This window comes from Arthrobacter sp. FW306-05-C, assembly GCF_021801725.1.
Classification (GTDB): Bacteria; Actinomycetota; Actinomycetes; order Actinomycetales; family Micrococcaceae; genus Arthrobacter.
This window is the reverse complement of the sequence record NZ_CP084556.1, coordinates 612,305-634,009: the sequence shown is the minus strand read 5'-3', so window position 1 is coordinate 634,009 and position 21,705 is coordinate 612,305. Positions and strand designations below refer to the sequence as shown.

The following is a 21,705-nucleotide window of genomic DNA, read 5'->3' as shown; positions in this document are numbered from 1 at the left end:
CGGACTCTTAGACAAGCCCCACTCCACTTGGAGGTCTTCTTTTTGTCACCTAACCACGCCGCATGTTCCTAACCTCCGTGGTCAATACAGCTAGGCGGAGGGCGGATGGAGGATACCGTCAAGGCATGCTTCCCCCAGGGAGAAGCCCCCGACCACCAAGTCTGTGCAACCTGAGATTGCCCTTTGCGCCGGATTCAGTTGCGGCACCAGCTGCCTGGGCCGTTTGGGTGGTTCCCAGTCCTGGTGTTCGCTTGGGTAGTGCCTGCCAGCGGGTGAGATCCAGCCAGGTGGTTCGTTCTTGGTGGCCCGGGTGGGTTTCCAACCGGTGCTGTGCCGGAGCTTGTGGTGCTTAGGGCAGGGCTGTCCCAGGTTGCTGATCCCGGTGGTGCCGCCCTTGGCCCAGGCGAGGATGTGGTCGGCATCGTTGTCCAGGGAATTGTTGCTGCAGCCCGGGAACGGGCACTTACCGTCCCGCATCCGCAGCCAGGCCCGCATCGCCCCGGTCACCCGGTAACTCTTCCGGCCGATCTCCAGCGGCGCCCCATCCCGCGGATCCACCAACACCCGGTAAAACGACCCCGCACCGTTCGCCACCAAATCGCGGGCCATCGAGGGCGGGATCGGCCCGTACCCGTCCAACATCGCCGGTTCATCGGCCAACCCCATCAGGGAGAACACCGGAACCGTGACCAGAACCTGGGCCCGGATCGGCGAAGACACGTCTTCCCGTCCAGCCCTGCCATTGACACCGGCGCTGTCACGGGCACCGGTATCGCCGTCACCACCATCAGCTTCGTCAATCGCATCCGTGACACTGGCGCCACGGCCGCTACTGGTCCTATTGCCACTGCCACTGCCACTGCCACTGCTGCTGCTGCTGCTGCTGCCGAGGATCGCATCAGCGAACTTGTCCGCCCGCAACTGGGACATGGTCCGGGACTCCTCCGGCCCCTGCAAAGACCTTGCGACCGCGGTGAGCCGGTTCCACCCCGCCAACGCCTGAGCCGCCGGCAAACACGCGGACAGCCACGCCATCCCGTCCTGGTCCGGCCGGAACTCCACCCGCCGATCCGCGACCCCCTTGGCATGGCGCTTCTCAATGCTCTCGGCGTGGTGACGTTCCCGCCACGTCCGTGCCTTGACCCTGAACCGGTGCGCGGGCAGCTGCCCCACCGGACAGCCCTTCGCGCTATCTGGCGCCTCCGGGTCCAAAAAGTGCGCCTCCAAGGCCGCCGACCCCGCAGTATCCAGGCTCGCGGCCTCATCAGCCATCACCACCGCATGACTCCAGGACAACGTCCCCGCCTGCAGCCCCGCAAAAGTCCGCGGCAAACTCGACATCAGGGCGTGCGAAGTCGCCAGAAACGATGACGCCGCCCGCGGCCCCAGCGCCAGTACACAGCCGACCTCCGCAGCGACCGCCATCTCCTGCGCCTGCACCGGCACATCCGGCCCCGCAACGACAGAGGCGCTCTCCGCGTACTTCACCGCGGCCTTCGCCTTCAAACCAGCGAACCCGGCCTCGACCTCACGGGCACCGGCAAGAATGTCCAGGCACCCATCCGCCAAGCCCGCCAACGGATCAACCACCGAAAACGGGTCCGAACCGCACCCGTCAACCTCAGTGTTCAGCACAGCAAGGGCAGCCCGGATGTCCGCATAAGCCTTGACCACTGCTGCCGTTCCCATGAATCAATCATCGCGGCAGGGTCTGACATTCACGCGAAGTGGCATGTGACCGCAATGTTCCGGGCCGGCATTGCAGTTATCTGCCACCTCGCAGATGCATCGGCAGAATCCAGCCCCTGCTCCAAGCCCGCGCTATACGTGCGTTTTGGGGATGCAGGCCTTACTCCGGTACCCTATTGAGGTTGGTGACGTGTCCGAGCGGCCGAAGGTGCAACACTCGAAATGTTGTTTGGTGTAAAAGCCAACGTGGGTTCAAATCCCACCGTCACCGCCAGGTAGAAAGGCCCTGCTTCCCTCTTGTAAAAGAGGGAAGCAGGGCCTTTTGCTTTGCCAAAAGGAGTCACTGGGAGTGCCTCCGACGGCGGGGACCTACGGCACTTATGAACTCTGAACCTTGACACTACTTTCGATGCCGTGACGGAGGCAGTGGAAGGACAGGTGCGCGGCTCTGACCGCGAGGTGCAGGGCCACCTGTTTGGGCTGGGCCAGTGGTCGGCGTGGGCCGTTTTCGCGTTTGATGTGGTGTATCTGGCCCTGGTAGGGGCAAGTGGGGCATTCTCGGGCGCGCCCCGGGATCCGTTCTGGGCGGCAGCTGAAGCAGTGACAGTCATTGGGGCGCCCATCCACGTGGTACTTTTCGCCGTCATTTTCCAGCTCACCCCCGCACCGGCCAGGGTTTTCGGTGTCCTGGCCTTTGGCTTCATGCTCTCCACGGCAGCGGTAACCTCGACCGTGCACCTGATCGAATTGTTGGTGGCCCGCCGGGTGGCCCCCGTCGGCGATCCGGCCCTCGGCTATATCTATGACTTCACCCAACCGTCACTGTTCTTTGCCGCCGACGTCACAGCCTGGCACTTCCTCTTCGGCCTCTCACTGCTGTTCGCGGCGGTGGCATTCACCGGCCCTGGCAGCCCCCTGTACATACGGGCCGCCTTCCTGCTGGCTGGCCTTCTCTGCCTGCTGGGGTTGACAGGCCCTGCTTTCGGTAATCCATACCTCCGCTTGATAGGTGTCTTTGGCTACGGCGTAGTCTTTCCCATCCTCTGCCTGCTGCTGGGCGTCCACTTCAGGTCGGCTCGAAAGAAGATCTTCCGCTGAGGAGCGGCCTGCTGTTCCGTCCGGACCTATTCCGTCCGGGCCAAACCTTCCAAAGGAAGATCCTGCAGAAATCCCAGTATTGCGTGGTTCACAACCGCCTGGGCCTCCATGGCAATCATGTGCCCGACCCCTGGAACCAGATGTGTCTGCGCACCGGGAATGAAGTTCCGCGCCTGCGAGACCGCGATCCGGGGATCGAACGCGGACTCCCGGTCGCCCACCATCAGCAGGACCGGCACCTGGATAGAACTGAGCTCCTTGGTAGTGAAAGGCCTGGGAAAGACACTCACCCGGGGATCTGCGGGCTTGAAGTAGCGGCCACCGAGGATGAACTGCTTTGCGAACCTCTCATCGAACCGGTATCCGGGTGCCATCATCCGCAGCGCAAGGCCTCCTGGCGGACCCCACGGAAGGTAAGGACCAACCTTGAGGAAAGCCAGAATGCTGCGCGAGTAGGGGGCGAGAGAGCCGAAGGGTGCGAGGAGCACCGTCTTGTCGACCCGCTCGGGCCTGTCGATGGTGAAGGCAAGTGCGGCCCAGCCCCCAAATGACCACCCAACCAAAGACGGCCGCTCCAACCCGAGCCCATCAAGGACGGACGACAGCCACTGCACGCAGTCTTTCCGGCCCCGAAGCAGCTTACTTTGGTGTGACTTCCCGGCTTCGCCGACGATGTCGACGGCGAAGACCCGGCACCGGGCACTGAGTGGTCCCACGTTCGCCAACCACCCCGTGGAGCTCGTCCCGGTGGCGTGGAGGAGGACAAGGGGAGGCGCCTCGGTGTCACCGCTCACCAGGACGTGGGTTATTCCAAAGGCTGTCTCGACGGCGATCTCCTCGTAGGCGGCCGGCCATTCTTCCAGTACGTCCTGGTAGGCCCGCAGGTACTGCTGCTCTCCTTCAGTACTCCGAAACCCGGAAAGACGGCCCTTCCTGCGAGTGGCTGCCCACGTGCCATACCTCGCAACTGCCGATAGGGCCGCAAGTGATGAACCTAACGCAGCCACCCGCCGTCGTGCTCCCGCCAGCCGTGCCCCAGCCCCTTACCGAACTCCGTGGAGACTGCCGATTCCTCGGAGACTCGCTGTTGGCACGGGTTCGCGGCATCTCCATTGTTGTCACCTCCTTGCCTCAGCCTCCTGCCGCTTGAGTACGGCGGCCTAGGGCCTGAAGTCCCGGCACCTCCCACCCTTCGTTGTGGGCCCACTGAAACAAGGGAAGCGGTGCCGTTTGCATCAATCTGGAGGAGCAGTGTTTACTTTGCACCGCTCCCCTGCCCACGATTAAAAATGTGGGAACCAAGGGCAGGTGGATGGGGCGTGTATCCAGCCTGTCCCTGTTGATTGCAGCAGGTGCGGCAGCGGGCTGTTCCTACCAATACGACGAGCCTGCGCGGACTCCAACACCCGGCCCGGCACAGGCGACTAACTCCCCCGCGCCCTCCATTGATCCCCTGGTCCTGGAGCGCGAGGTCCACAACTACCGTGAGCTGGACAGGCTCCTCAAGGCAGTGCCGGGCCCGGTCCTCCTTTTTGAGGAGGGTCCCCTTGATGGCCCGGTCAGGGGCTTTGGCACGACGGCGGAAGTCCCGGCAGCCGGGCAGTTCACCGTTACAGCCGCTTGTGCCGGCGCTTCCGGTGCCACGGTCGCCGTCGGGCAGGAGCATCCCGGCGCTCGCTTCCAGCCCGTGGAGCTGACGCTGGATTGCCATGGAGCCACCACGCAAGTCTTGGAGCTGCAGCAGGGGTACGTTTTCGCCCACCTGGTGTTGCCGGCACCCGGCGATACCCCCTGGACAGGAGCCGTCGGCGGAGTACGCGTGACAGGCCGGGTACCTATGCCGAGCCCTGCACAGTCCCCTGAGAATTCCCCCTGACAAAAGGCCCTGGTATCGCTGGCCCCGCCCGACCAGGCTGGGGTTGAAGGATCATTAGCCGCCATATCCAAAACGGATGTCGGCCAAGGCAGGAGGTCTGTGATGACCGCACAGCCACAGCACGGATTGCCGCTGGTACCTGGCGCTGTCGGGAAAGGGTTCACCTCGTTGGTCCGCCGGCACCCTGTATCCGCCTACTACGCCCTAACCTTTGTCTTGTCTTGGGGCGGGATGGCAGCGGTCATTGGCGTCGCACCGGTCCCAATGGCTGTTGGACTTACGCTGGCGCCCCTGGGACCCGCCGTCGCATCCGTCATCCTCACCAGCCTCCTGGACGGAAAGGCGGGGCTTCGGGACATGGGCACCCGCCTCCGCCGGTGGCGGGTGGGTGCCCGCTGGTATGCGCTGGCGCTCCTCACCGCTCCGCTGGTCATGGCTGCGACGGCCGTGGCAGTGGCCGTCGTCTTTCCCGGTTACTACGGCGGCGTGGCGACGTCGGGCGAGCTGGTGACCATCATTTTGGCCGGGATTGCGGTGGGGTTGATAGTCGGCATGCTGGAAGAGGTGGGCTGGACTGGCTTCGCGCTGCCCCGCCTGCGCCGGCGGCACGGTGTTGTGTCCACGGCCTTGATCATGGCCGCCTTTTGGGGTGCCTGGCACTACCCCATGTTCGCCAACAGCACTGATCCTTCAGGGGCCATACCTGCCGCCCTTATCGTTGCCGTGTTCCTCTTTGCCTGGCTGCCCGGTTACCGGATGCTGATGGTTTGGCTTTACGACCGGACCGGGAGTCTCCTCCTGGCGGTGCTGATGCACGCGCCCCTTGCCGCGGGTGCCTTCATCAACTCCTTCATGGCGGCCTCCGGAAACGCATCAGGAATTGCCATCCTGGCTCCGGCCCTCAGCTGGGGTGCGGCCTTTTGGGTGATTGCCGCTGTCGTCCTTCTCACCGAACGCCGGCGCGCACGGGTGTCGACATGACGGCCCAACTTCCACGGGTGCCGGCCGGGGAGGCAATCCTGTCGGCAGCACGGCGTTTCGTCGCTGCCCACGGCCGGAAACTCAGGGTCGGTGAGGTGGAATGGCGCTATGTAAGGCTGGGCGAAGGACCGGCCGTGCTCTGGCTCACCGGCGGCCTGCGCCGGGCTGGGCTGGGATATGACTTCCTTGGGCGCCTTGCGCGCAGCCACACGGTGGTGGCGCCGGATTACCACCACGTGAAGCGGTTTGCCGATTTCGACGACGGCGTCTCGGCCATCCTGCGCGCGGAAGGGATTGCGGGCTGCGACGTGGCGGGCCAGTCCTACAGCGGTTTGCTCGCCCAGGCGTTCCTTGCTTCCCATCCCGAACGGATCGGCCGGCTGGTGCTGTCCAGCAGCGGACCGGCCGACTACGGCCTGCTCTGGGTACCGGCCCTGACATGGGCAACTTTCGCAGCGCGGGTGCTGCCCAAGCGCTGGTCGGCTTCCCTGCTGCTCGCCGGCCTTACCGGCCTGTTCCCGGCCGGATCGGATCCCGACGGCGACTGGGCGGCGGTCCTTCGCCACACTGTCCGGCACGACCTCACCCGGGCGGATATTGTGTCGCATTTCGCGGTCGCAGCTGACGTGGCCAGGAGGCAACTGGTGCGTCGGGAACGGTTTCAGCAGTGGCACGGAGACGCTGTGGTGCTGCGGGCGGAGAATGACCGCACCCAGGCCACCCGCGACATCCCCCGGCTCCAAAGGCTGCTGGGCAGGCCAGTGCAGACGATTTCGATGGGCCTCGCCGGTCACACCGCGGCGCTGCTGGAACCAGAGGCCTATGTGCAGTGGCTGGAAAAGGCGCTGGGCTGACATCCGGCGAACCACCGTCACGTAGACCGCCCCCGGAGTTGGGATACCTACCCCTGGACTTTTTGTCCTACCTGTCCGGCAGAATGGGGTTTCAATTAGTCAAGCGTCTGGAATACAAGCCCGCCTACGAGAACCAGGACAGGAATGAACGAATTCTTCACTGCCTCTTGCGACGGGGACATGCTGCGGTTGCAGTGGGTCCCGGATGTCCACATCACTTACCAGATGGCGGTGCACGCAGCCCGGGTTCTGGAGGGCTTAAGCGGTGGCCGCACTTTGCCTCTCCTGGTTGATCTCGCTGGTGTTGCCGGGTTAACGCCGGAGGCCAGGGCCGGCATGAACGCTTACCGCGGATTCTCGGCCGCGGCCCTCATCGGGGATGGGGCAATGGGCAAAGTCGTGGCCGCATTTTCGCAGCGGTCCCTGACCCCCACGGCATATTTCACCAAAGAATCCGAAGCCCTGAAGTGGTTGTCTGAACACGGCCGGGTCAGTGCCGTGCGGGAAGCCCGGCAAACGGAAAGCTGATCGTCACCAGGATCACGACGACCCCGACGACGTCTCGCGGTTGTGGGCGTCCCCCTCGGCGCGCTTCTTGATGCCCAGCAGCATGGCACGGTCCATGACGAGGTAACCAGGGCGGAGGAGGAAGTCCATGACGCGAAGCGCGGGCGGCCGGTCGGGGCCCGATCGCGTCCGCAGCAGCAACCTGGTTCCCCTGGCACCGGAACTGTTTAGGACGAACTGCCACGTGCCGGTGACTGTTCCGGGAGGGGCGCCAGGGCTTGAATCGAGCACCAGGTAGCGCGCGCTCTCCAACTCCACCACGCGTGGCCCTATCCTTCCTCCCGGATAGCCTTCCGGCGTGAAGGCAATGATGTCGCCAACCTTCAGGTCCTGCCACTCAGGGTGGATGCGGTCAGCATTGGTAACGCCCAGATGGAGCAATCCGTTCTCCACCCAGGTATAGGAATACAAGCCAGCGCGGTCCACACCCATTTGAACCAACCATGGCCAGACCTCGTCCGGAGGGGCGGAGATCGTTACTGCCATGGTCTGTACTTCGTCGGGATCCGGAATCAGGCGGTCGCCCGGAAGGGGCATGGTCCTTTCCAGCTTGGTCGCGCCCCAGGCCCCCAGCACACGCGGCAGGACCGCGTGCGTGAAAATCCCGGCCGCGGCCGCCCCGCCGAGAAAACCCGACTTTCGCCAGCGGAACCCAGTTTGAGCCCGGTGCCCGCGCACGGACGGCCCCATGAATGCCAGGAAACCCGACAACGCGTTGCCCATGCCAAACCTCCTTGTCACCGGAATGCAAGGAGCCTACAAACAGTGATTGGGCCGCCCCCAGAGTCCAAAGGCCCCGCCGGTAAATGCAGTGCCTGTGTGGCGCGTCGGGCGCCGATGCTTGACGCCGACATCCGGCACACGCTAGAAAGTAAGCAGCCTTATTATTTGTCGATTCTGCAAAAGAGTTCTGCAAAAGGAGGACCTGACATGAGTGACAAGCCCGGTAACCAGACACCGAACACGCCCGATGTGAGCGAGACGGAACTGCGCAGCATGAAGGTGGACGAACTCCGCAAGCAGGCCAGGGAAGAACACATCGCCGGCGCTTCGGACATGCGCAAGGAAGAGCTGGTGAAAGAGGTGGCCAAGACCCGGCAGGAGGACCACGACGGCGGGCGGAAGGAAGCTTCCCGGTCCGGCTCAGGGAATTCCGGGCGGTCCAGCAGTGGCAAGGAAGGCAGCGGCAAGGAAGGCCATGACGAGCCCGGCAACCAGACCCCCAACACCCCTGACGTGAGCGAAACCGAGCTGCGCAGCATGAAGGTGGATGAACTCCGCAAGGAGGCCCGGGAAGACCACATCCCCGGCGCCTCCGGCATGCGGAAGGAAGAGCTGGTGAAAGAGGTGGCCAAGGCCCGGCAGGACGGTGACAGCGGCGGAGGCAGCCGGAATGAGGACGCCGGCGGAGACGCCGAAGACCTGGGCGCCGGCCCCGACGGCGGCAAGGTCCGTTACGGCGATGACTCGTCCAAGTCGCTGAAGTATTCGCAGGAAATCACCTCCACGGAGGAGGAGCCCGAGCGCGAAGGCCGCAGCCTGGCAACCACGCACCATGAAGTCATCAGGCAGTGGGCCGAAGAACGCGGCGGTGTCCCTGCCACAGTCGAGGGCACCGAGCATGGCGACCACTTGGGTGTCCTACGCATTGATTTCCGGGATCGGGACGCCAACCTTCGCGAAGTCAGCTGGGAGGAATGGTTCAAGACGTTTGACGACCGGCGGCTGAACTTCATCTACCAGGAAGAGCGGACGGACGGGAACCAGTCCAACTTCTTCCGGCTGGAGAACCCGGAGCGTGAAGACGCCTAAGGGCAACCGCACCACGTGGAGCGGATCATGCAGGAGGCGCCATCGCTGTTGCGGTGGCGCCTCCTGCATGTCCAACAGTCCTAGAGCCGTGTATCAAACGACCCGCAGAACACGTTCTCGTTGAATGTTCCCTGGAACTCCGATTTGCCTTGGATCTTCTCTACGGCGGCCCGGATTGCTTCCCGTGTTCCCGCGTGGGCGTGGATGGCGGTCCTGACCATGGGCACGTCGATCAGGTGGTTCGGCTGGTTCAGGGACACAAACACTGTGGGCACTTCCGTGACGTACCAGGGGATCTCGGCCGCCATGGGAGACGACCATTTGATCCGGATGGCAGCCTCCTGCGCGAAGCCTTTCACGTTGGCGAAGACAAAGGCGGCGTCGTACTTTTCCGCGTAGTCGCCGGTGGCCTCCTCTGCCAGGACCCGCATAAAGTTCATCCCGGCCTCCCCGGCCGCTTCGCGCTGCTCAGCGGTCCGGAACAGGTGCACCTGGAACCCGGCAGCTTCCAGTTCCTCCTTCACCACCTCGAGGTAGGCCAGCGGATCGGCCCGGGTAAAGTCTGCCCCGCCGGAGATGCCGTACAAGCGGATCCGGGGATGCGTCGCAGGCGTGATGGGCAGGTTACCGGCCGTGTCCTTGACCAGCGTCACCGTCTTGTCTGCAATCTCAGCGGCCACGGCACGGTGCTCAGCAGACCCAATAACGGCAAGCGCCTCGGCAGGCGGAACCAGCTCATCAGCAGATTTCCGGTGCAGCCCCAGCGACGCCTTCAATCCCAGGATCCGTCGCAGCGCATCATGCAGCCGCTGCTCGGTGATGATCCCGGACTTGTAGCCGTCCATCATGTACTGGAAGTCCTCGGCGGGGTTCCGGAAGAACAGGAACATGTCGCAGCCCGCCGCGATGGTGGCAGGCACCAGGTCCTTGCGCCTCATGGCCTGGGTCAGCCCCACCATCTGCGAAGCGTCGGTGAGCACCAGGCCGTTGAACCCGAGCTCCCCGCGCAGCAGGTCCTGCAGGAGTTCCGGGGATAACGTGGCAGGCAGGACCTCGGAGTCGGACAGCCCGGGCCGGAAATGCCGGGATACCTCCGGCGCCCCGATGTGGCCGGCCATGATGGACTGCACGCCATGCGCGATCATCTCCCGGTACACGTGTCCGTACGTCCGGTTCCACTCCTCATAGGGGAGGGTGTTGTAGGACGTGACCACGTGCTGGTCCCGCTCATCCACACCGTCCCCCGGGAAGTGCTTCATGGCGCATGCCGTGGGTGATTCGCTGATGCCGTCGAAGTACTCCTTGGCCCGCTCCACCACAACTTCCGGCGTGTTGCCGAAGGAGCGCGTGGAAATGACCGTGTTCCGCCAGTTGTAGTGAATGTCCACGATCGGTGCGAAGGCCCAGTTGCAGCCTAGGGCCGCCGTCTCCACCCCGGCCACCTGCCCCATCTGCCGGGCAATGTTCTTGTCCGGATGCGAGCCCGCCTGCAGATGCGTGGATACGAACGTTCCGTCGTCGCAGCTGCCGGCCCCGCCCATCTCCGGGTTGGACGCAACCAGCAACGGAATCCGGGACTTGGACTGCGCGTAGCGGATGTGTTCCTGCACCGCAGCGGACGGACCCGGACGGTAACGCATGCCGCCCACGTGGTAGTTCTCCAGCACCCCGTCGAGGTACCCGGGTGAGTAGTCGTTGTTGTGGTTGATGAACAGCTGCCCGATCTTCTCCTCGAGCGTCATCGCACCAATGGTGCCCTCCACCCAGGCGACCGCGTCGTCGTCGAGATTGAACGGCGCGGCGGCCAGGTCGACGTCGAACTGCCGCGGCCGGCTGCCCTGTGCCCCCGTGGGAGAAGGTACGACGGCGGCAATTCCCTTGAGTGCCCCGGCCACGACTTCCGGGACGGGCGCGGCGATGTCCACCACCACGCCGCGCTCGTCCTCCTGCAGTGGTTCGAGGGTGGCGAGCTGGGAGTCCAGCAGCGCGGGTGGCATGAAGTGCCCGGCCCTGCCGCCCACACGCTGGGCGAGGACCTCTTTGCTGCCGTTCAGGTGCAGGAAGATGGTGTCCGGAGCCTGTTCCCGGATGGCGTCCCGGTAGGTTCGCCGCAGCGCGGAACAGGCCAGGACCAGCCCGCTGTCCCCGGCGGCAGCCAGCTCGCGGCCCACGATCGTCAGCCAGGGCCAGCGGTCCTCGTCGGTCAGCGGATGGCCCGCCGCCATCTTGGCCACGTTCTCCACGGGGTGCAGGGAGTCGCCGTCGAGGAACGGCACGCCGAGTTCGCGGGCCACGAGGCCGCCCACCGTTGTCTTGCCGCAGCCGGAGACCCCCATGACCACAACACGGGGTTTGGCAGGGGCGGGATTGTTGTTGTTCACCGAAATTTTCCTTCTCACCCGTGTGGGCAGTTTTCAGCCGTGGGCATTCTTACCGGCCGCGGCCGGTTTCACCAGTCGTGGACGGTGCCGTCGACGAGGCGGTTGTAGGGCAGGTAGGCCTGCTGGTACGGGTAAGCGGCGGCGGCTTCTTCGTTGAATTCCACGCCGATGCCCGGCTTGTCGCCCGGGTGCAGGTACCCGTCCACGAACGTCATGGACTGCTCGAACACCTCGTTGGTCTTCACCGAGTGCTGCATGTACTCCTGGATCCCGTAGTTGTGGATCGCCAACCCCACATGCAGCTGCGCCGCGAACCCCACCGGGGAAATATCCGTCGGCCCATGGAACCCGGACTTGATCTGGTACTGCGCCGCGAAATCCATCACCTTCTTCAACGGGGAGATCCCGCCAAAGTGCGTGGACGCCGCCCGCACATAATCAATCAGCTGCTCCTTGATCAGCGTCTGGTAATCCCACACCGTATTAAAGATCTCCCCGATCGCCAGCGGCGTAATGGTGTGCTGGCGCACCAGGCGCAGCCCTTCCTGGTTCTCCGCCGGCGTGCAGTCCTCCAACCAGAACAGGTCATACGGCTCCAACGCCTTGCCCAGCTTCGCCGCCTGGATCGGCGTCATCCGGTGATGCCCATCATGCAACAACGGGATCTCCGGACCGAACTCATTCCGGACGGCTTCGAAAACGGTGGGCAGGTGCCGGAGGTAGGCCCGGGTGTCCCAGTCCTCCTCCACCGGGAACGCACCCCGCCCCGCCGGCTCATAGTCATACCGCTCCCCCGACGCCTGGGCCTGCGCCGCGACCCCATACACAGCCTTGATCCCCGGCACCGCCGTCTGGATCCGGATCGACTTGTACCCCAACTCCAGGTGCTCGCGCACCGAATCAAACAACGACTCAATATCGGCCCCCGACGCATGCCCATACGCCCGCAACCCGTTCCGGGAAGCACCACCGAGGAGCTGGTACACCGGCATCCCTGCCAGCTTGCCCTTGATATCCCACAACGCCATATCCACCGCAGCGATCGCCGCCATCGTCACCGGACCCCGCCGCCAATACGCACTCCGGTACAGGAACTGCCACGTATCCTCAATCCGATGCGGATCCTTCCCAATCAACAACTGCGCCACATGCTCCCGCAGATACGCGGCAACCGCCAGCTCGCGACCGTTCAGCGTGGCGTCACCAATCCCCGTCACCCCATCCTCAGTGGTGATCCGGAGGGTGACGAAGTTCCGTGAGGGACTGGTCACAAACACATCGGCGGCAATGATTTTCATGGGATCTAACTGTTCCTTCCGGAAGTGAAAAAGCAGGGTCTAAAGAGGTGACGGAGTGGCTGTCTTGGCTGCGATGGATCCGCACAGCCCGTGCACCAGGGAAACAATGTCGGAATCATCCGCGATCTCGGCACTCACCAGGCGGAGAAGGGCCTGGACCCTCCCGTAGCCCTCAAGGGCGTTGGCCGCGTGGATGTCCTCAGCCAGCGGGTCCTGGAAGTCCTGGATGGCAGCTACGTAGTCAATCCATGCGGCAAGCATCAGGGCAGCCCCGCTGCCGGTCCGGCCGCTGGCCCGCTCCGCCGTGAGGACGGGCACGGCACGCATCCGCAGCTTAGTGGTGGCGTCGGCCGCTATCTGGGCAAGCCGGTGGGCGATCCGGGCATTTCCAAACCGCTCCAGCAGCGCCTTCCGGTACGCAGGGATGTCCAGCCCGGCCGCCTGCAGGTGGTGTGCGGCCTCGTCCCAGAAGTCCTCCACGGCCTTCCGGCAGGCGGGATCGGCCAGGGCGTCGGCCACGGTGGCGTGCCCGCGGAGCTGCCCGGCGTACGCCAGGATGGAGTGCGAACCGTTGAGGAGCCACAGCTTGCGGTTCTCATAGGGCTCAATGTCGGCAACAACGACGGCGCCGGCGTCCTCCCAGCGCGGACGTCCAGCCGGAAAATCCCCGCTGAGCACCCAGTTCCGGAACGGTTCGGCCACCACGGGCGAGCTGTCGGTGTAGCCGCACTGTTCGGCGACTTCAGCGATGTCCGCCTCGGTGGTCCGCGGGGTGATCCGGTCCACCGAGGTGCTGACGAAGCTGACATTCGCCCCGACCCATTCGACCAGCCCGGAACCCCATCCGGATGCCAGTCCCAGGACGGCGCGGCGGGCAACCTCCCCGTTGGCGGACAGGTTGTCACAGCTGACGACGGCGATCGGTCCCGCCCCGCTGTCCCGGCGTCTGGCGAGGGCCAGCACCAGGCGTCCCAAGGGTGTGCCGGGCACTCCCGCTTCCCCGGACGCCGCCGCCGACAGCGCGCGGAGGTCATCCGCCACACCGGGAGCGCCGCCGTCGAACGTTCCATCTGCGGCAAGCCCGTACGCGGCCTCGGTGATAGTCAGCGTGACCACCGCCGTCTCCTCCGCCGCGACAAGCTCGCAAAGCCGGGCGATGTTGGCTCCGTCCACCGCTTCCACGATGCTGCCGATCACTTCGAAGCTGTCCCCGCCTGCCGAACGTTCCACCAGCGTGTAAAGGCAGTCCTGGGCCGACAGCGCTTCTGCGGCGTCCGGGCGGCGGCCGGTGAACGCCGCGATCCCCCACTCAGCGGCGTCAGGGGCGTGCTGTGTGTACCAGGCCTGGTGGGAACGGTGGAACGCCCCCAGGCCAAGGTGCACGATGCGCGCCGGAGGTTGGGGCATGGGCTTCAGGCTGCGGTCCAGGACAGGAAGTGAGCCCGGTGCAGGCGGGGCGGCGTTCACAGCTTGAACACCCGCCGTGGTGATGCGTCGATGATGTCCACGATGAGTTCGTGTGCCCGTTCCTCGGTGATTCGATGTTCTGCCACCAGCCGGGCCAGGAAGGATGCCTCAATCCGCCGGGCCGTGTCATGGCGGGCGGGGATGGAGCAGAACGCCCTGGTGTCGTCGATGAAGCCCGAGGACCGGGAAAACCCTGCCGTCTCCGTGACCGCCGAACGGAAGCGGAGCATGGCATCCGGTGCGTCCAGGAACCACCACGGAGCGCCAAGGTAAACCGAAGGGTAGAACCCGGCCAACGGAGCCAGTTCGCGTGAAAACACCGTCTCATCGAGGGTGAACAGGACCAAGTGGAAGTCCTTCGCCGTCCCGAAATCCTGCAGCAGCGGGCGCACTGCCTCGGTGTAGTTCACGGCAACCGGGATGTCGTGGCCGGTGTCCGCGCCGAAGGCCTCGAACGTGGGCGTGTGGTGGTTGCGGAACGAACCCGGGTGGATGGTCATGACCAGACCGTCCTCCACCGACATCCGCGCCATTTGGTAGACCATGTGCGCCTCGAAGGCGTCCCGGTCCGCAGCACTCGCTTGGCCCGTCCGGCCGCGCTCGAAAAGCCGCTCCGCTTCGCCGTCGTCCAGTTTCAGCGTGCTGGGCGTGAAGACGCCGTGGTCCGCGGACACCGCGCCGCGCTCCACGAAGTGGCGCCGGCGAGCCTCGAGGGCCTTGATGTAGCCGGCGTAGCCCGAGGCGCCGTCCCCGGCAGCTCCGATGAGGCGCTCCACGTTGTCCTGCCAGGCCGGGTGCGCCATGTTCAGGTACTGGTCCGGCCGGAACGTGGGCAGCACGCGGGCGGCGAACGAAGGGTCCGCCTGCAGCGCGGCATGGCTGTCAAGCGAGTCAAGGGGGTCATCGGTGGTGGCGAGCACCTCGATGTTGAATTCCTTGAACAGCTCCCGCGGCCGGAAACCCGGCTCGGAGAGTTTGGCCTGGAGTGCATCGTAAAGCCGGTCGGCGTTGTCCTTGGACGGCTCCTCCGCCAGGCCAAAGACGTGGGCAAACTCCTGCCGGATCCAGTAGCCGGACGCCGTTCCTTCAAAGTTGGGCCACGCCTCGCAGAAGTGGCGCCAGACCTCCCGTGAATCAGCAGGCTGATTGCCGAGCCCCAACTGGTCCATAGGCACCCCGCCGGCGTGGATCAGCCTGGTGACGTAATGGTCCGGGGTGACCAGGAGCGCGGCGGGATCGGGAAAGGGCGTGTTCTGCTCGATGACTGCCGCATCCACATGCCCATGCGGGGAGATGATGGGCAGCCCTTCCACTTTCTTGAAGAGCGACCGCGCGATGTCCCGGACCCCGGGATCGGCCGGCAGCAGCCGGTCCGGGTGGTCCGCTATTGGCTGTGCCATGGTCAACGCCTTCCTGCCGCGACGGAGAGCCCTGCCAGGGCCGCCGTGGAACGCAGGTAATCGAGGTTGTCCGCGGTCCGTTCGGCTAGCGGGAGTTCGCTGGAGAAGTCCTCCACGGTCACCCACCCGTCATAGCCAAAGGCCGCGAGCGCCTTGAAGTACTGGAGGACACTGCCCTGCCCTGACCGGAGCGGAGCCCACTCGTTGCGGTAGACAGCCGCGCCGGACTCGTCGATTTCTCCGCTGTTGACCCACAGCGCGTTCTTGACGTGGACGTGCGCCAGGTAGTCGCCCAGGAGTTCGAAGGCGGGGAGGTAGTCCTCCTGGCCTTCGATAAGCAGGTTGCCCAGGTCATGGATGACGCCCACGTGCTGCGGATCCAGTCCGTCCAGCAGCCGCAGGGCGGAGGATGCCGAAGCGGTGATGGTCCGGTGGTGGAGTTCCACCAGCGCCTTCACTCCATGGTGTGCTGCCCGCTCGGCGATCCATTCAAAGTCACGCCGGGCTGCCGCGAAGAGCTCCGGGTAGGGCGTGCCGCTGGCCGGTTCGTTGCCCCAGGCTGCCGTCCCGAGCGGAAGCGTGGTGACACGAACCTTTTCCGCGCCCAGCTTGGCCGTGGCTGCCAGCATCCGGTCCACGTCAGCGTGGTTGTCACACCGGGCGTACCCTCCGATGCCGGAGAACTCCAGGCCGGCCCCGCTGGTGAGGGTGGCGAGCCGGTCCAGGTGGTCCTCCATGCCGGTGAGCGGGATGGTGGCCCTGTTGCCGGCCCAGAAGCCTGGCGCATCTGCTTCTGCCTGGTCGGTGATGCGCCATTCGACGCCGTCCCAGCCCTGGTCGGCGAGGTGCTTCACTGCCTCTTCGGGAGCCCATTCGGGGGTTGATGCCGTAAATACTGAAAACTTCATGGTGTCAGGCGCTTTCTGCCGCACTGCCGGTGCGGACTTCAAGGTCGTTGTACTTGCCTGCAAGGACGTCGTCGAAGAGGACGGGCTGGCCGAGGGTGGCCGAAACGTAGACGGAGCGCACGGCCGCGAGCGCGTTGACCGCGTCACTGACGGTGACGCCCGGCTGCCGGCCGCCGGCGATGGCGGCAAGAATGTCCCGGTACTGGCGGACGTGCCCGGCGGGGTACGTGGTGGGGTCCGCGGCTTTGTAGTCCTCCACCGGGTACTTGGCCAGTTCCTGTTCGGCCTGGTTGCCGCCGCCCTGGAGGCCCATGTCCGCGGACTCGCCGCCGGCGTCCTTGCTGTGGAAGTACTGCAGCCGGTCGTTGTCCACCACGGCGGATCCTTCGGATCCCATGAGCTGGACGCGGACAGTCAGCCCGGGGTAGGCGGCCGTGGTGGCGTGCAGGACTGCCAGTCCGCCGTTTTCGAAGGTGACGGTGGCTACGGCGGTGTCCTCCACTTCGATCCGTTCATGGGCCAGCAGGGCGGTGTGCGCGTGGATCTCCACGGGGCGCCCCATGAACCAGAGGAGCAGGTCAACGGTGTGCACGCCCTGGTTCATCAACGCACCGCCGCCGTCCATGGCCCACGTGCCGCGCCAGTCGCCGGAGTCGTAGTAGCCCTGGCTGCGCCACCATGCCACCGATGCGATGGCTGAGGTGAGCCGGCCGAAACGTCCCTTGGCGATAGCGTCCGCCACAGCCACGCTTGACTGGTCGAACCGGTGCTGGCTGATGACCGAGGCAACGACTCCCTTTTCCGCGGCTTCCTTTGCGGCGGCCTCGATTTCCTGGGCCCGGGTGAGGTCCACGTCGAGGGGCTTTTCGATCACCACGTGCTTGCCGGCGGCCAGGACCTCCAGTCCCTGCTGGATGTGAAGGCCGCTGGGCGTTGCCAATGCGACAAGGTCAATGTCCTGCGCAGCAAAGGCCTCCGCCTGCGAGGTGTACAGCGCGGGCCGTTCCCCGCTCTGCTTCTCGATGAAATCGGCAAGCGCTTCGGCTGCCGCCGGAATGGCGTCGACGAGGGCGACGATCCGGGCCTCCGGGAAGGACTGGAGGGCTACGGCGTGGGTGCGGCCGATGACGCCGCATCCAGTAATGGCTACGTTCAAGGTGCTCATGCGGTCTGGACTCCTGCGTCTGCGGTGACTTTTGCGAAGGCTCGGGCTGCGATGCCGAAGGCGGTGGGGCCGGAGAACCCGCCCAGCCCATGGGCGCCCGCAAGGTGCGGTTCAAGGGAGGCGAAGCCCTGGTACCCGTCGGCTTTGAGTGCTTCCACGGTCCTGAGCAGGTCACCGTCTCCCTCGCCGGCCGGCGTGACGTGGCCGTTCTCGAACAGTGCATCCTTGACCTGCAGGTATTCCAGGTACGGGCGCAGTTTCGTGTATGCCTCGTCGAAGGGCTTGACCCCCACCTGGACGAAGTTTGCCGCGTCCCAGGCAACCTTCAGGGCGGGCGAGTTGACGGTCTCGATGATGTCCAGGACCCGGTCCGGAACATCCCCGAAGATGTCCTTCTCGTTCTCGTGCAGGAGGATCACACCCGCTTCCTCCGCCACATCGGCGAGGGCCCGCATGCGCTCCATGACAGCGTCGCGGATGCTTTCCACCTGCACGGACTCGCCGTAGTAGAAGGAGAAGATGCGGATGTACCTGGCGTCCAGGACCTTGGCCGCATTCACGGCACGGCGCAGCCGCTCCACTTCGTGCTCCACCGGGAGGCTGACGTCCACCTTGCCAATCGGGGAAGCGATGGCCGAAACCTTCATGCCCTTCTCCGACAGCAGGGACGCGAGGGCCTGGAGCTGATCGTCGCTGAGGTCCACGATGTTGGTGCCCCACGCGCTGCGGACCTCGATGTGGTTGGCGCCGAGGGCCTGCAGCACTGCGATCTGGACTGCGGGGTCGTCGTCGATCTCGTCGCCGAAGCCTGACAGCTGCCAGGTGACCTGGGTGGTCGAAACCATGGTTATTTAACTCCTCCGGCGGTCAGCCCGCCTACTAGGTAACGCTGGAAAATCAGGTAGAGAATGACCACCGGTGCGGCGCACACCAGGGCTGCCGCCATCATCTGGCCGTAGAAGGGAATGGCGCCGCCTTCCTGGGAAGCACCAAAGATTTGAAGTGCGACGGCGGCCGTCTGGCTTTCGGGGCGCGTCATCACCGAGGCGAACAGCACGTCGTTCCAGCCGAGCAGGAACGCGAAGATGCCGGAGACAACGATGCCGGGCCAGCTGAGCGGCAGGATGATGCGGAAAAGGACTCCGACGTTGGACGCGCCGTCGATCCTTGCTGCTTCTTCGAGTTCCTTGGGGAGCCCGCGGAGATAGGTGACCATCACCCAGGTGGAGAACGGCATGGCGAACGTCAGGTAGGTGACGAAGAGGCCCCACTGGGTTCCGATGACCTGGATCCCCAGATAGGTGGCGGCCGAGGAAAACAGGACGAAGACCGGCAGCACCATCAGGGTGCCGGGCACGGACTGCAGGGCCAGCAGGCCACGGAGGATGGTCAGCCGGCCGCGGAAGGTGTAGCGGACCAGTACGAAAGCGGTGGAGATGGACATCGCGGCGGAAACCACAGCGGTTGCGCCCGCCACCAACACACTGTTGGTAAGGCCGGTGGCCAGGCCCACGCTGGTCCAGATCTTTGAGTAGTTCTCGAATGTGACTGTCGATGGCCAGAACTCGCCGTTGGCCACGCCGATGTCCGAGTTCACCGAGGCCAGGAAGATGTACAGCACCGGGATCAGGACCAGGGCGCCCAGGAACACCAGGACGAAAATCAGCAGCGGGGTCGGGAGCAGCCGCAGCACCTCGTGCTGCCGGTGCGAGCCCGGACGGTCGATGTCAGAGGCTGGGGCACTCCGCCGGGTGGCTGTCGTGGTGCTCATTTCTTTGCTCCAGGTGTTTCGGCGTCGTCAAGCTTGACGGCACGGAGGTAGACGAACAGCGGAATGGCGATGAGCACCAGGGAGATGAAGGCCATGGCGGCGCTCAGGCCAAAGCGGAAGCTCTGGAAGCTGGTGACGTAGGTCAGGATGGGCAGGACTTCGACGTCGGCCGGGGCCGGAACGCCGAACAGCACGAACGGAAGGGTGAAGTTGTTGATGTGGTGCAGCATCCCGATCAGGAAGGCCAGCGACAGCGGGCCTTTCAGGTAGGGGAAGATCACGTACCGCAGCTTGTTCCACCACAGTGCCCCGTCCAGGGCCGAAGCTTCATGTACTTCGTGGTCCACGGACTGGAGGCCAGACAGCGCCAACAGGTAGATGAACGGCCAGGAGGCCCATATCTGGACCAGGACCAGTGTCCAAAAGGTCTGCGGCCCGTTGAGCCACAGCCCGACGTGAATGCCCACGGTGGCCAGGGCCTCGTCCACGATTCCGCCGGGCTGGAGCATGGTCCGCCAGACGGTGGCCACCACGAAGGATGGGAGGACGTACGGGATGAGGAAGATCGAGCGGATCACTGCCCGGCCCTTGAACGCGTTCTGCGTGGCAACCGCGGCGGCAATGCCCAGCGGCAGCGTCACCACCATGGCCAGCAGCGAGTAGCTGACACTGAGCCAGACGGCGTGCAGCAGCGGCGAAGCTGTAATCGCTTCAACGAAGTTTTCCACTCCGATGATCGGCGCGCTGATCCATTTCCGCAGGGTGTACTGGTCCAGGTTGAGGACCGACATGTAGATGCCCAGCAGGAGCGGTACCACGATGATGATGATCATCAGGGTGCCGCCGGGGATAAGCATCCAGAGGGGGCGGTTTCGTTCGCTCAGGCCTTTGCGGCGCAGTCCGCCCTCGTGGCCGTGCTGCTGCCCGGAATCGGGGACGTTTTGGGGCGCCCGGCCCGCGGCGGTATCTGCCGCGGGCCGGACTTCATGTGAGGCGTCGGTTGACATCAGAACTTATCCTTTGGAGGCCCGGTCCAGGGATGCCTGGCCCTTGTTCTGGGCGTCCTTGATCCTTTGTTCGAGGGCGGCCTCGTCCACCTTGCCGGCGGCCAGGTCAGGAACGGACTGGACGGTGACGTTGAGCAGTCCCAGCTGGATGTCGCCCCAGGCACCGGTGAACGGCGTTGCCTTGGATTTGGCAGCGGCATCGGCCAGCGGCTTCAGTTTGGGATCCGTCAGGCTGGCAAGCGCCTCGGCGTTCGCGGGCAGGTCACCGAAGGTCTTCTGGTAGTTCAGCTGCTCTTCCTTGGACGTGATCAGCTTGATGTACGCGAAGGCCAGGTCCTTCTGCTTGGAGTAGTCAGCCACCACCAGGTTGTCGCCGGACAGGATGCTGGCGGCATCGCCGTCGGACTTGGACTGGGTCTCACCCGGTGCGATGGTGGGCATCAGGGTGTATTCGTACTTGCCCGCAACTGCGGACTTGTCGAGGGTGGGGATGGAGCTGGACGTGGTCATCATCAGGTAGCCGGCCTTGCCGCTGGCGAAGGCCGCCACAGCGTTGCTGTTGCTCCAGCCCACGGACGCGGGGTCAACAACCTTGTCCTGGGTCAACCAGCCGAAGTAGGTCTGGTAGGCCTTCTTGACCGTGGGGTCATCCATTCTCAGCTTGTTGCCGTCCACCAGCGGGTTGCCGGCCTGCACGGACATGGCCCAGATGAACTTCCAGGGATCGTAGTTGTCCTTGTAGCCGGTGGCGATGCCGTAGGTGTCGCCGTTGGTCATCTTCTTGGCCTGGGCTGCCAGCTCATCCCAGCTGGTGGCGGGCTTGTCGATGCCTGCCGCTGCCAGCAGGTCCTTGTTGTAGGCCATGACGAAGGGCCGGCTGACGAACGGGATGCCGGCCAGGTGGTCCTTGTCCGGGCCCGAAATGCCCAGGGCGGCCTGGTTGAAGCGATCCTTGCCGCCAACTTTCTTCCAGTCGTCATCGGAGAGGGTGACAAACGCCTTGGTGGCGTAGGCCGTGGGGGTGAATGTTGTGCCAAGTCCGTAGATATCCGGGCCCTGGCCCGATACCACCGACGTCTGGATGCGGGTGAGCTCATCGTTGGCCGAAGCGAAGGTTTCAAACTTTACGTCCGCGCCGGTCTCAGCCTTGAACTTGGCCGCTATATCGCTCTGCCACTGCTTCTGCTGCTCGGGGTACTGGCTCAGGACGCCCACCAGGACGTTGAGCGTCTTGCCCGTACCGTCCACCTTCCCATCGGCGTTGGTGGAGCCGCCCCCTCCGGAACCGGAGCCTGATCCGCAACCGGTCAGGGCGAGTGCTGCAGCCGTGACAATCGCCGCGAGCCCAGTAGTCGATTTAAACCTCATTGTTTTTCTCCTCTAGGACACCCGCATGGCCACATCCGTCCTGTGGCGGAAATCACTGCAGGC

General features: G+C 64.8%; 19 protein-coding genes and 1 tRNA gene. 7 read left to right on the top strand and 13 right to left on the bottom strand.

Features of this window, described 5'->3' with window-relative positions:
• Nucleotides 1-90: 90 nt before the first annotated feature.
• A complete protein-coding gene (locus tag LFT44_RS03085; protein ID WP_236801032.1) occupies nt 91-1,689 on the bottom strand; it encodes an HNH endonuclease signature motif containing protein in 1,599 nt (532 codons plus the stop codon).
• Between the two features lie 184 nt (nt 1,690-1,873).
• Between LFT44_RS03085 and LFT44_RS03080 the strand changes: the two genes are divergently transcribed.
• A tRNA-Ser gene (locus LFT44_RS03080) sits at nt 1,874-1,963 on the top strand.
• 140 nt (nt 1,964-2,103) lie between these two features.
• Nucleotides 2,104-2,787, top strand: a complete 684-nt coding sequence (locus tag LFT44_RS03075) for a hypothetical protein (RefSeq protein WP_236801031.1) — start codon at nt 2,104-2,106, stop codon at nt 2,785-2,787.
• Nucleotides 2,788-2,813: 26 nt separating this feature from the next.
• Here the strand turns inward: LFT44_RS03075 and LFT44_RS03070 are convergent, their stop codons facing one another.
• Nucleotides 2,814-3,581 carry an alpha/beta fold hydrolase gene (locus tag LFT44_RS03070; RefSeq protein ID WP_236801030.1) on the bottom strand — a complete coding sequence of 256 codons (768 nt, stop codon included), beginning with the start codon at nt 3,579-3,581 and terminating at the stop codon, nt 2,814-2,816.
• 518 nt (nt 3,582-4,099) lie between these two features.
• Between LFT44_RS03070 and LFT44_RS03065 the strand changes: the two genes are divergently transcribed.
• The 4 genes from LFT44_RS03065 (at nt 4,100) to LFT44_RS03050 (ending at nt 7,026) form a co-directional block, all read left to right on the top strand.
• On the top strand, nt 4,100-4,663 hold the full coding sequence (locus tag LFT44_RS03065; RefSeq protein ID WP_236801029.1) for a hypothetical protein: 564 nt from the start codon (nt 4,100-4,102) through the stop codon (nt 4,661-4,663).
• 102 nt (nt 4,664-4,765) lie between these two features.
• Complete coding sequence (locus LFT44_RS03060; RefSeq protein WP_236801028.1) at nt 4,766-5,644, top strand: CPBP family intramembrane glutamic endopeptidase; 879 nt, start codon at nt 4,766-4,768, stop codon at nt 5,642-5,644.
• A complete protein-coding gene (locus tag LFT44_RS03055) occupies nt 5,641-6,498 on the top strand; it encodes an alpha/beta hydrolase (protein ID WP_236801027.1) in 858 nt (285 codons plus the stop codon). Before LFT44_RS03060 ends, LFT44_RS03055 begins: the two co-directional genes overlap by 4 nt.
• Before the next feature lie 144 nt (nt 6,499-6,642).
• On the top strand, nt 6,643-7,026 hold the full coding sequence (locus LFT44_RS03050; RefSeq protein WP_236801026.1) for a DUF7793 family protein: 384 nt from the start codon (nt 6,643-6,645) through the stop codon (nt 7,024-7,026).
• Between the two features lie 12 nt (nt 7,027-7,038).
• On the opposite strand, the gene LFT44_RS03045 is transcribed toward LFT44_RS03050, so the two are convergent.
• Nucleotides 7,039-7,788, bottom strand: coding sequence for a hypothetical protein (locus tag LFT44_RS03045; protein WP_236801025.1), 750 nt, complete (start codon nt 7,786-7,788; stop codon nt 7,039-7,041).
• Between the two features lie 207 nt (nt 7,789-7,995).
• On the opposite strand from LFT44_RS03045, the gene LFT44_RS03040 reads away from it, so the two are divergent.
• A complete protein-coding gene (locus LFT44_RS03040) occupies nt 7,996-8,877 on the top strand; it encodes a Rho termination factor N-terminal domain-containing protein (RefSeq protein WP_236801024.1) in 882 nt (293 codons plus the stop codon).
• Nucleotides 8,878-8,957: 80 nt separating this feature from the next.
• On the opposite strand, the gene LFT44_RS03035 is transcribed toward LFT44_RS03040, so the two are convergent.
• The 10 genes from LFT44_RS03035 to LFT44_RS02990 all read right to left on the bottom strand — a co-directional run bounded on the left by LFT44_RS03035 (nt 8,958) and on the right by LFT44_RS02990 (nt 21,642).
• Nucleotides 8,958-11,213, bottom strand: a complete 2,256-nt coding sequence (locus LFT44_RS03035; protein ID WP_236802779.1) for a gluconokinase, GntK/IdnK-type — start codon at nt 11,211-11,213, stop codon at nt 8,958-8,960.
• Between the two features lie 113 nt (nt 11,214-11,326).
• Complete coding sequence (manD, locus tag LFT44_RS03030; RefSeq protein ID WP_236801023.1) at nt 11,327-12,556, bottom strand: D-mannonate dehydratase ManD; 1,230 nt, start codon at nt 12,554-12,556, stop codon at nt 11,327-11,329.
• A gap of 39 nt (nt 12,557-12,595) precedes the next feature.
• Entirely contained in the window at nt 12,596-13,963 is a 1,368-nt protein-coding gene (locus tag LFT44_RS03025) for a mannitol dehydrogenase family protein (RefSeq protein WP_236801022.1), read from the bottom strand.
• 56 nt (nt 13,964-14,019) lie between these two features.
• Nucleotides 14,020-15,423, bottom strand: a complete 1,404-nt coding sequence (uxaC, locus tag LFT44_RS03020) for a glucuronate isomerase (RefSeq protein ID WP_236801020.1) — start codon at nt 15,421-15,423, stop codon at nt 14,020-14,022.
• 2 nt (nt 15,424-15,425) lie between these two features.
• Nucleotides 15,426-16,331: a sugar phosphate isomerase/epimerase family protein gene (locus LFT44_RS03015; RefSeq protein WP_236801019.1), complete on the bottom strand. Its 906-nt coding sequence runs from the start codon at nt 16,329-16,331 to the stop codon at nt 15,426-15,428.
• A 4-nt stretch (nt 16,332-16,335) separates the two neighbouring features.
• Nucleotides 16,336-17,496, bottom strand: coding sequence for a Gfo/Idh/MocA family protein (locus tag LFT44_RS03010; RefSeq protein WP_236801018.1), 1,161 nt, complete (start codon nt 17,494-17,496; stop codon nt 16,336-16,338).
• Nucleotides 17,493-18,341, bottom strand: a complete 849-nt coding sequence (locus LFT44_RS03005; RefSeq protein ID WP_236801017.1) for a sugar phosphate isomerase/epimerase family protein — start codon at nt 18,339-18,341, stop codon at nt 17,493-17,495. Before LFT44_RS03005 ends, LFT44_RS03010 begins: the two co-directional genes overlap by 4 nt.
• Nucleotides 18,342-18,343: 2 nt before the next feature.
• Nucleotides 18,344-19,267 carry a carbohydrate ABC transporter permease gene (locus tag LFT44_RS03000; protein ID WP_236801016.1) on the bottom strand — a complete coding sequence of 308 codons (924 nt, stop codon included), beginning with the start codon at nt 19,265-19,267 and terminating at the stop codon, nt 18,344-18,346.
• On the bottom strand, nt 19,264-20,274 hold the full coding sequence (locus tag LFT44_RS02995) for a carbohydrate ABC transporter permease (RefSeq protein WP_236801015.1): 1,011 nt from the start codon (nt 20,272-20,274) through the stop codon (nt 19,264-19,266). The genes LFT44_RS03000 and LFT44_RS02995 overlap by 4 nt, the downstream gene beginning before the upstream one ends.
• A gap of 6 nt (nt 20,275-20,280) precedes the next feature.
• Complete coding sequence (locus LFT44_RS02990; RefSeq protein ID WP_236801013.1) at nt 20,281-21,642, bottom strand: ABC transporter substrate-binding protein; 1,362 nt, start codon at nt 21,640-21,642, stop codon at nt 20,281-20,283.
• Between the last annotated feature and the right edge of the window lie 63 nt (nt 21,643-21,705).

Coding starts and splice junctions, on each gene's coding strand:
- LFT44_RS03085 (WP_236801032.1), bottom strand. CDS start 1,689: ATGGGAACGGCAGCAGTGGTCAAGGCTTATGCGGACATCCGGGCTGCC.
- LFT44_RS02995 (WP_236801015.1), bottom strand. CDS start 20,274: ATGTCAACCGACGCCTCACATGAAGTCCGGCCCGCGGCAGATACCGCC.
- LFT44_RS03035 (WP_236802779.1), bottom strand. CDS start 11,213: ATGGGGGTCTCCGGCTGCGGCAAGACAACGGTGGGCGGCCTCGTGGCC.
- LFT44_RS03050 (WP_236801026.1), top strand. CDS start 6,643: ATGAACGAATTCTTCACTGCCTCTTGCGACGGGGACATGCTGCGGTTG.
- LFT44_RS03000 (WP_236801016.1), bottom strand. CDS start 19,267: ATGAGCACCACGACAGCCACCCGGCGGAGTGCCCCAGCCTCTGACATC.
- LFT44_RS03025 (WP_236801022.1), bottom strand. CDS start 13,963: ATGCCCCAACCTCCGGCGCGCATCGTGCACCTTGGCCTGGGGGCGTTC.
- LFT44_RS03015 (WP_236801019.1), bottom strand. CDS start 16,331: ATGAAGTTTTCAGTATTTACGGCATCAACCCCCGAATGGGCTCCCGAA.
- LFT44_RS03060 (WP_236801028.1), top strand. CDS start 4,766: ATGACCGCACAGCCACAGCACGGATTGCCGCTGGTACCTGGCGCTGTC.
- uxaC (WP_236801020.1), bottom strand. CDS start 15,423: ATGGCACAGCCAATAGCGGACCACCCGGACCGGCTGCTGCCGGCCGAT.
- LFT44_RS02990 (WP_236801013.1), bottom strand. CDS start 21,642: ATGAGGTTTAAATCGACTACTGGGCTCGCGGCGATTGTCACGGCTGCA.
- manD (WP_236801023.1), bottom strand. CDS start 12,556: ATGAAAATCATTGCCGCCGATGTGTTTGTGACCAGTCCCTCACGGAAC.
- LFT44_RS03040 (WP_236801024.1), top strand. CDS start 7,996: ATGAGTGACAAGCCCGGTAACCAGACACCGAACACGCCCGATGTGAGC.
- LFT44_RS03055 (WP_236801027.1), top strand. CDS start 5,641: ATGACGGCCCAACTTCCACGGGTGCCGGCCGGGGAGGCAATCCTGTCG.
- LFT44_RS03045 (WP_236801025.1), bottom strand. CDS start 7,788: ATGGGCAACGCGTTGTCGGGTTTCCTGGCATTCATGGGGCCGTCCGTG.
- LFT44_RS03010 (WP_236801018.1), bottom strand. CDS start 17,496: ATGAGCACCTTGAACGTAGCCATTACTGGATGCGGCGTCATCGGCCGC.
- LFT44_RS03065 (WP_236801029.1), top strand. CDS start 4,100: ATGGGGCGTGTATCCAGCCTGTCCCTGTTGATTGCAGCAGGTGCGGCA.
- LFT44_RS03005 (WP_236801017.1), bottom strand. CDS start 18,341: ATGGTTTCGACCACCCAGGTCACCTGGCAGCTGTCAGGCTTCGGCGAC.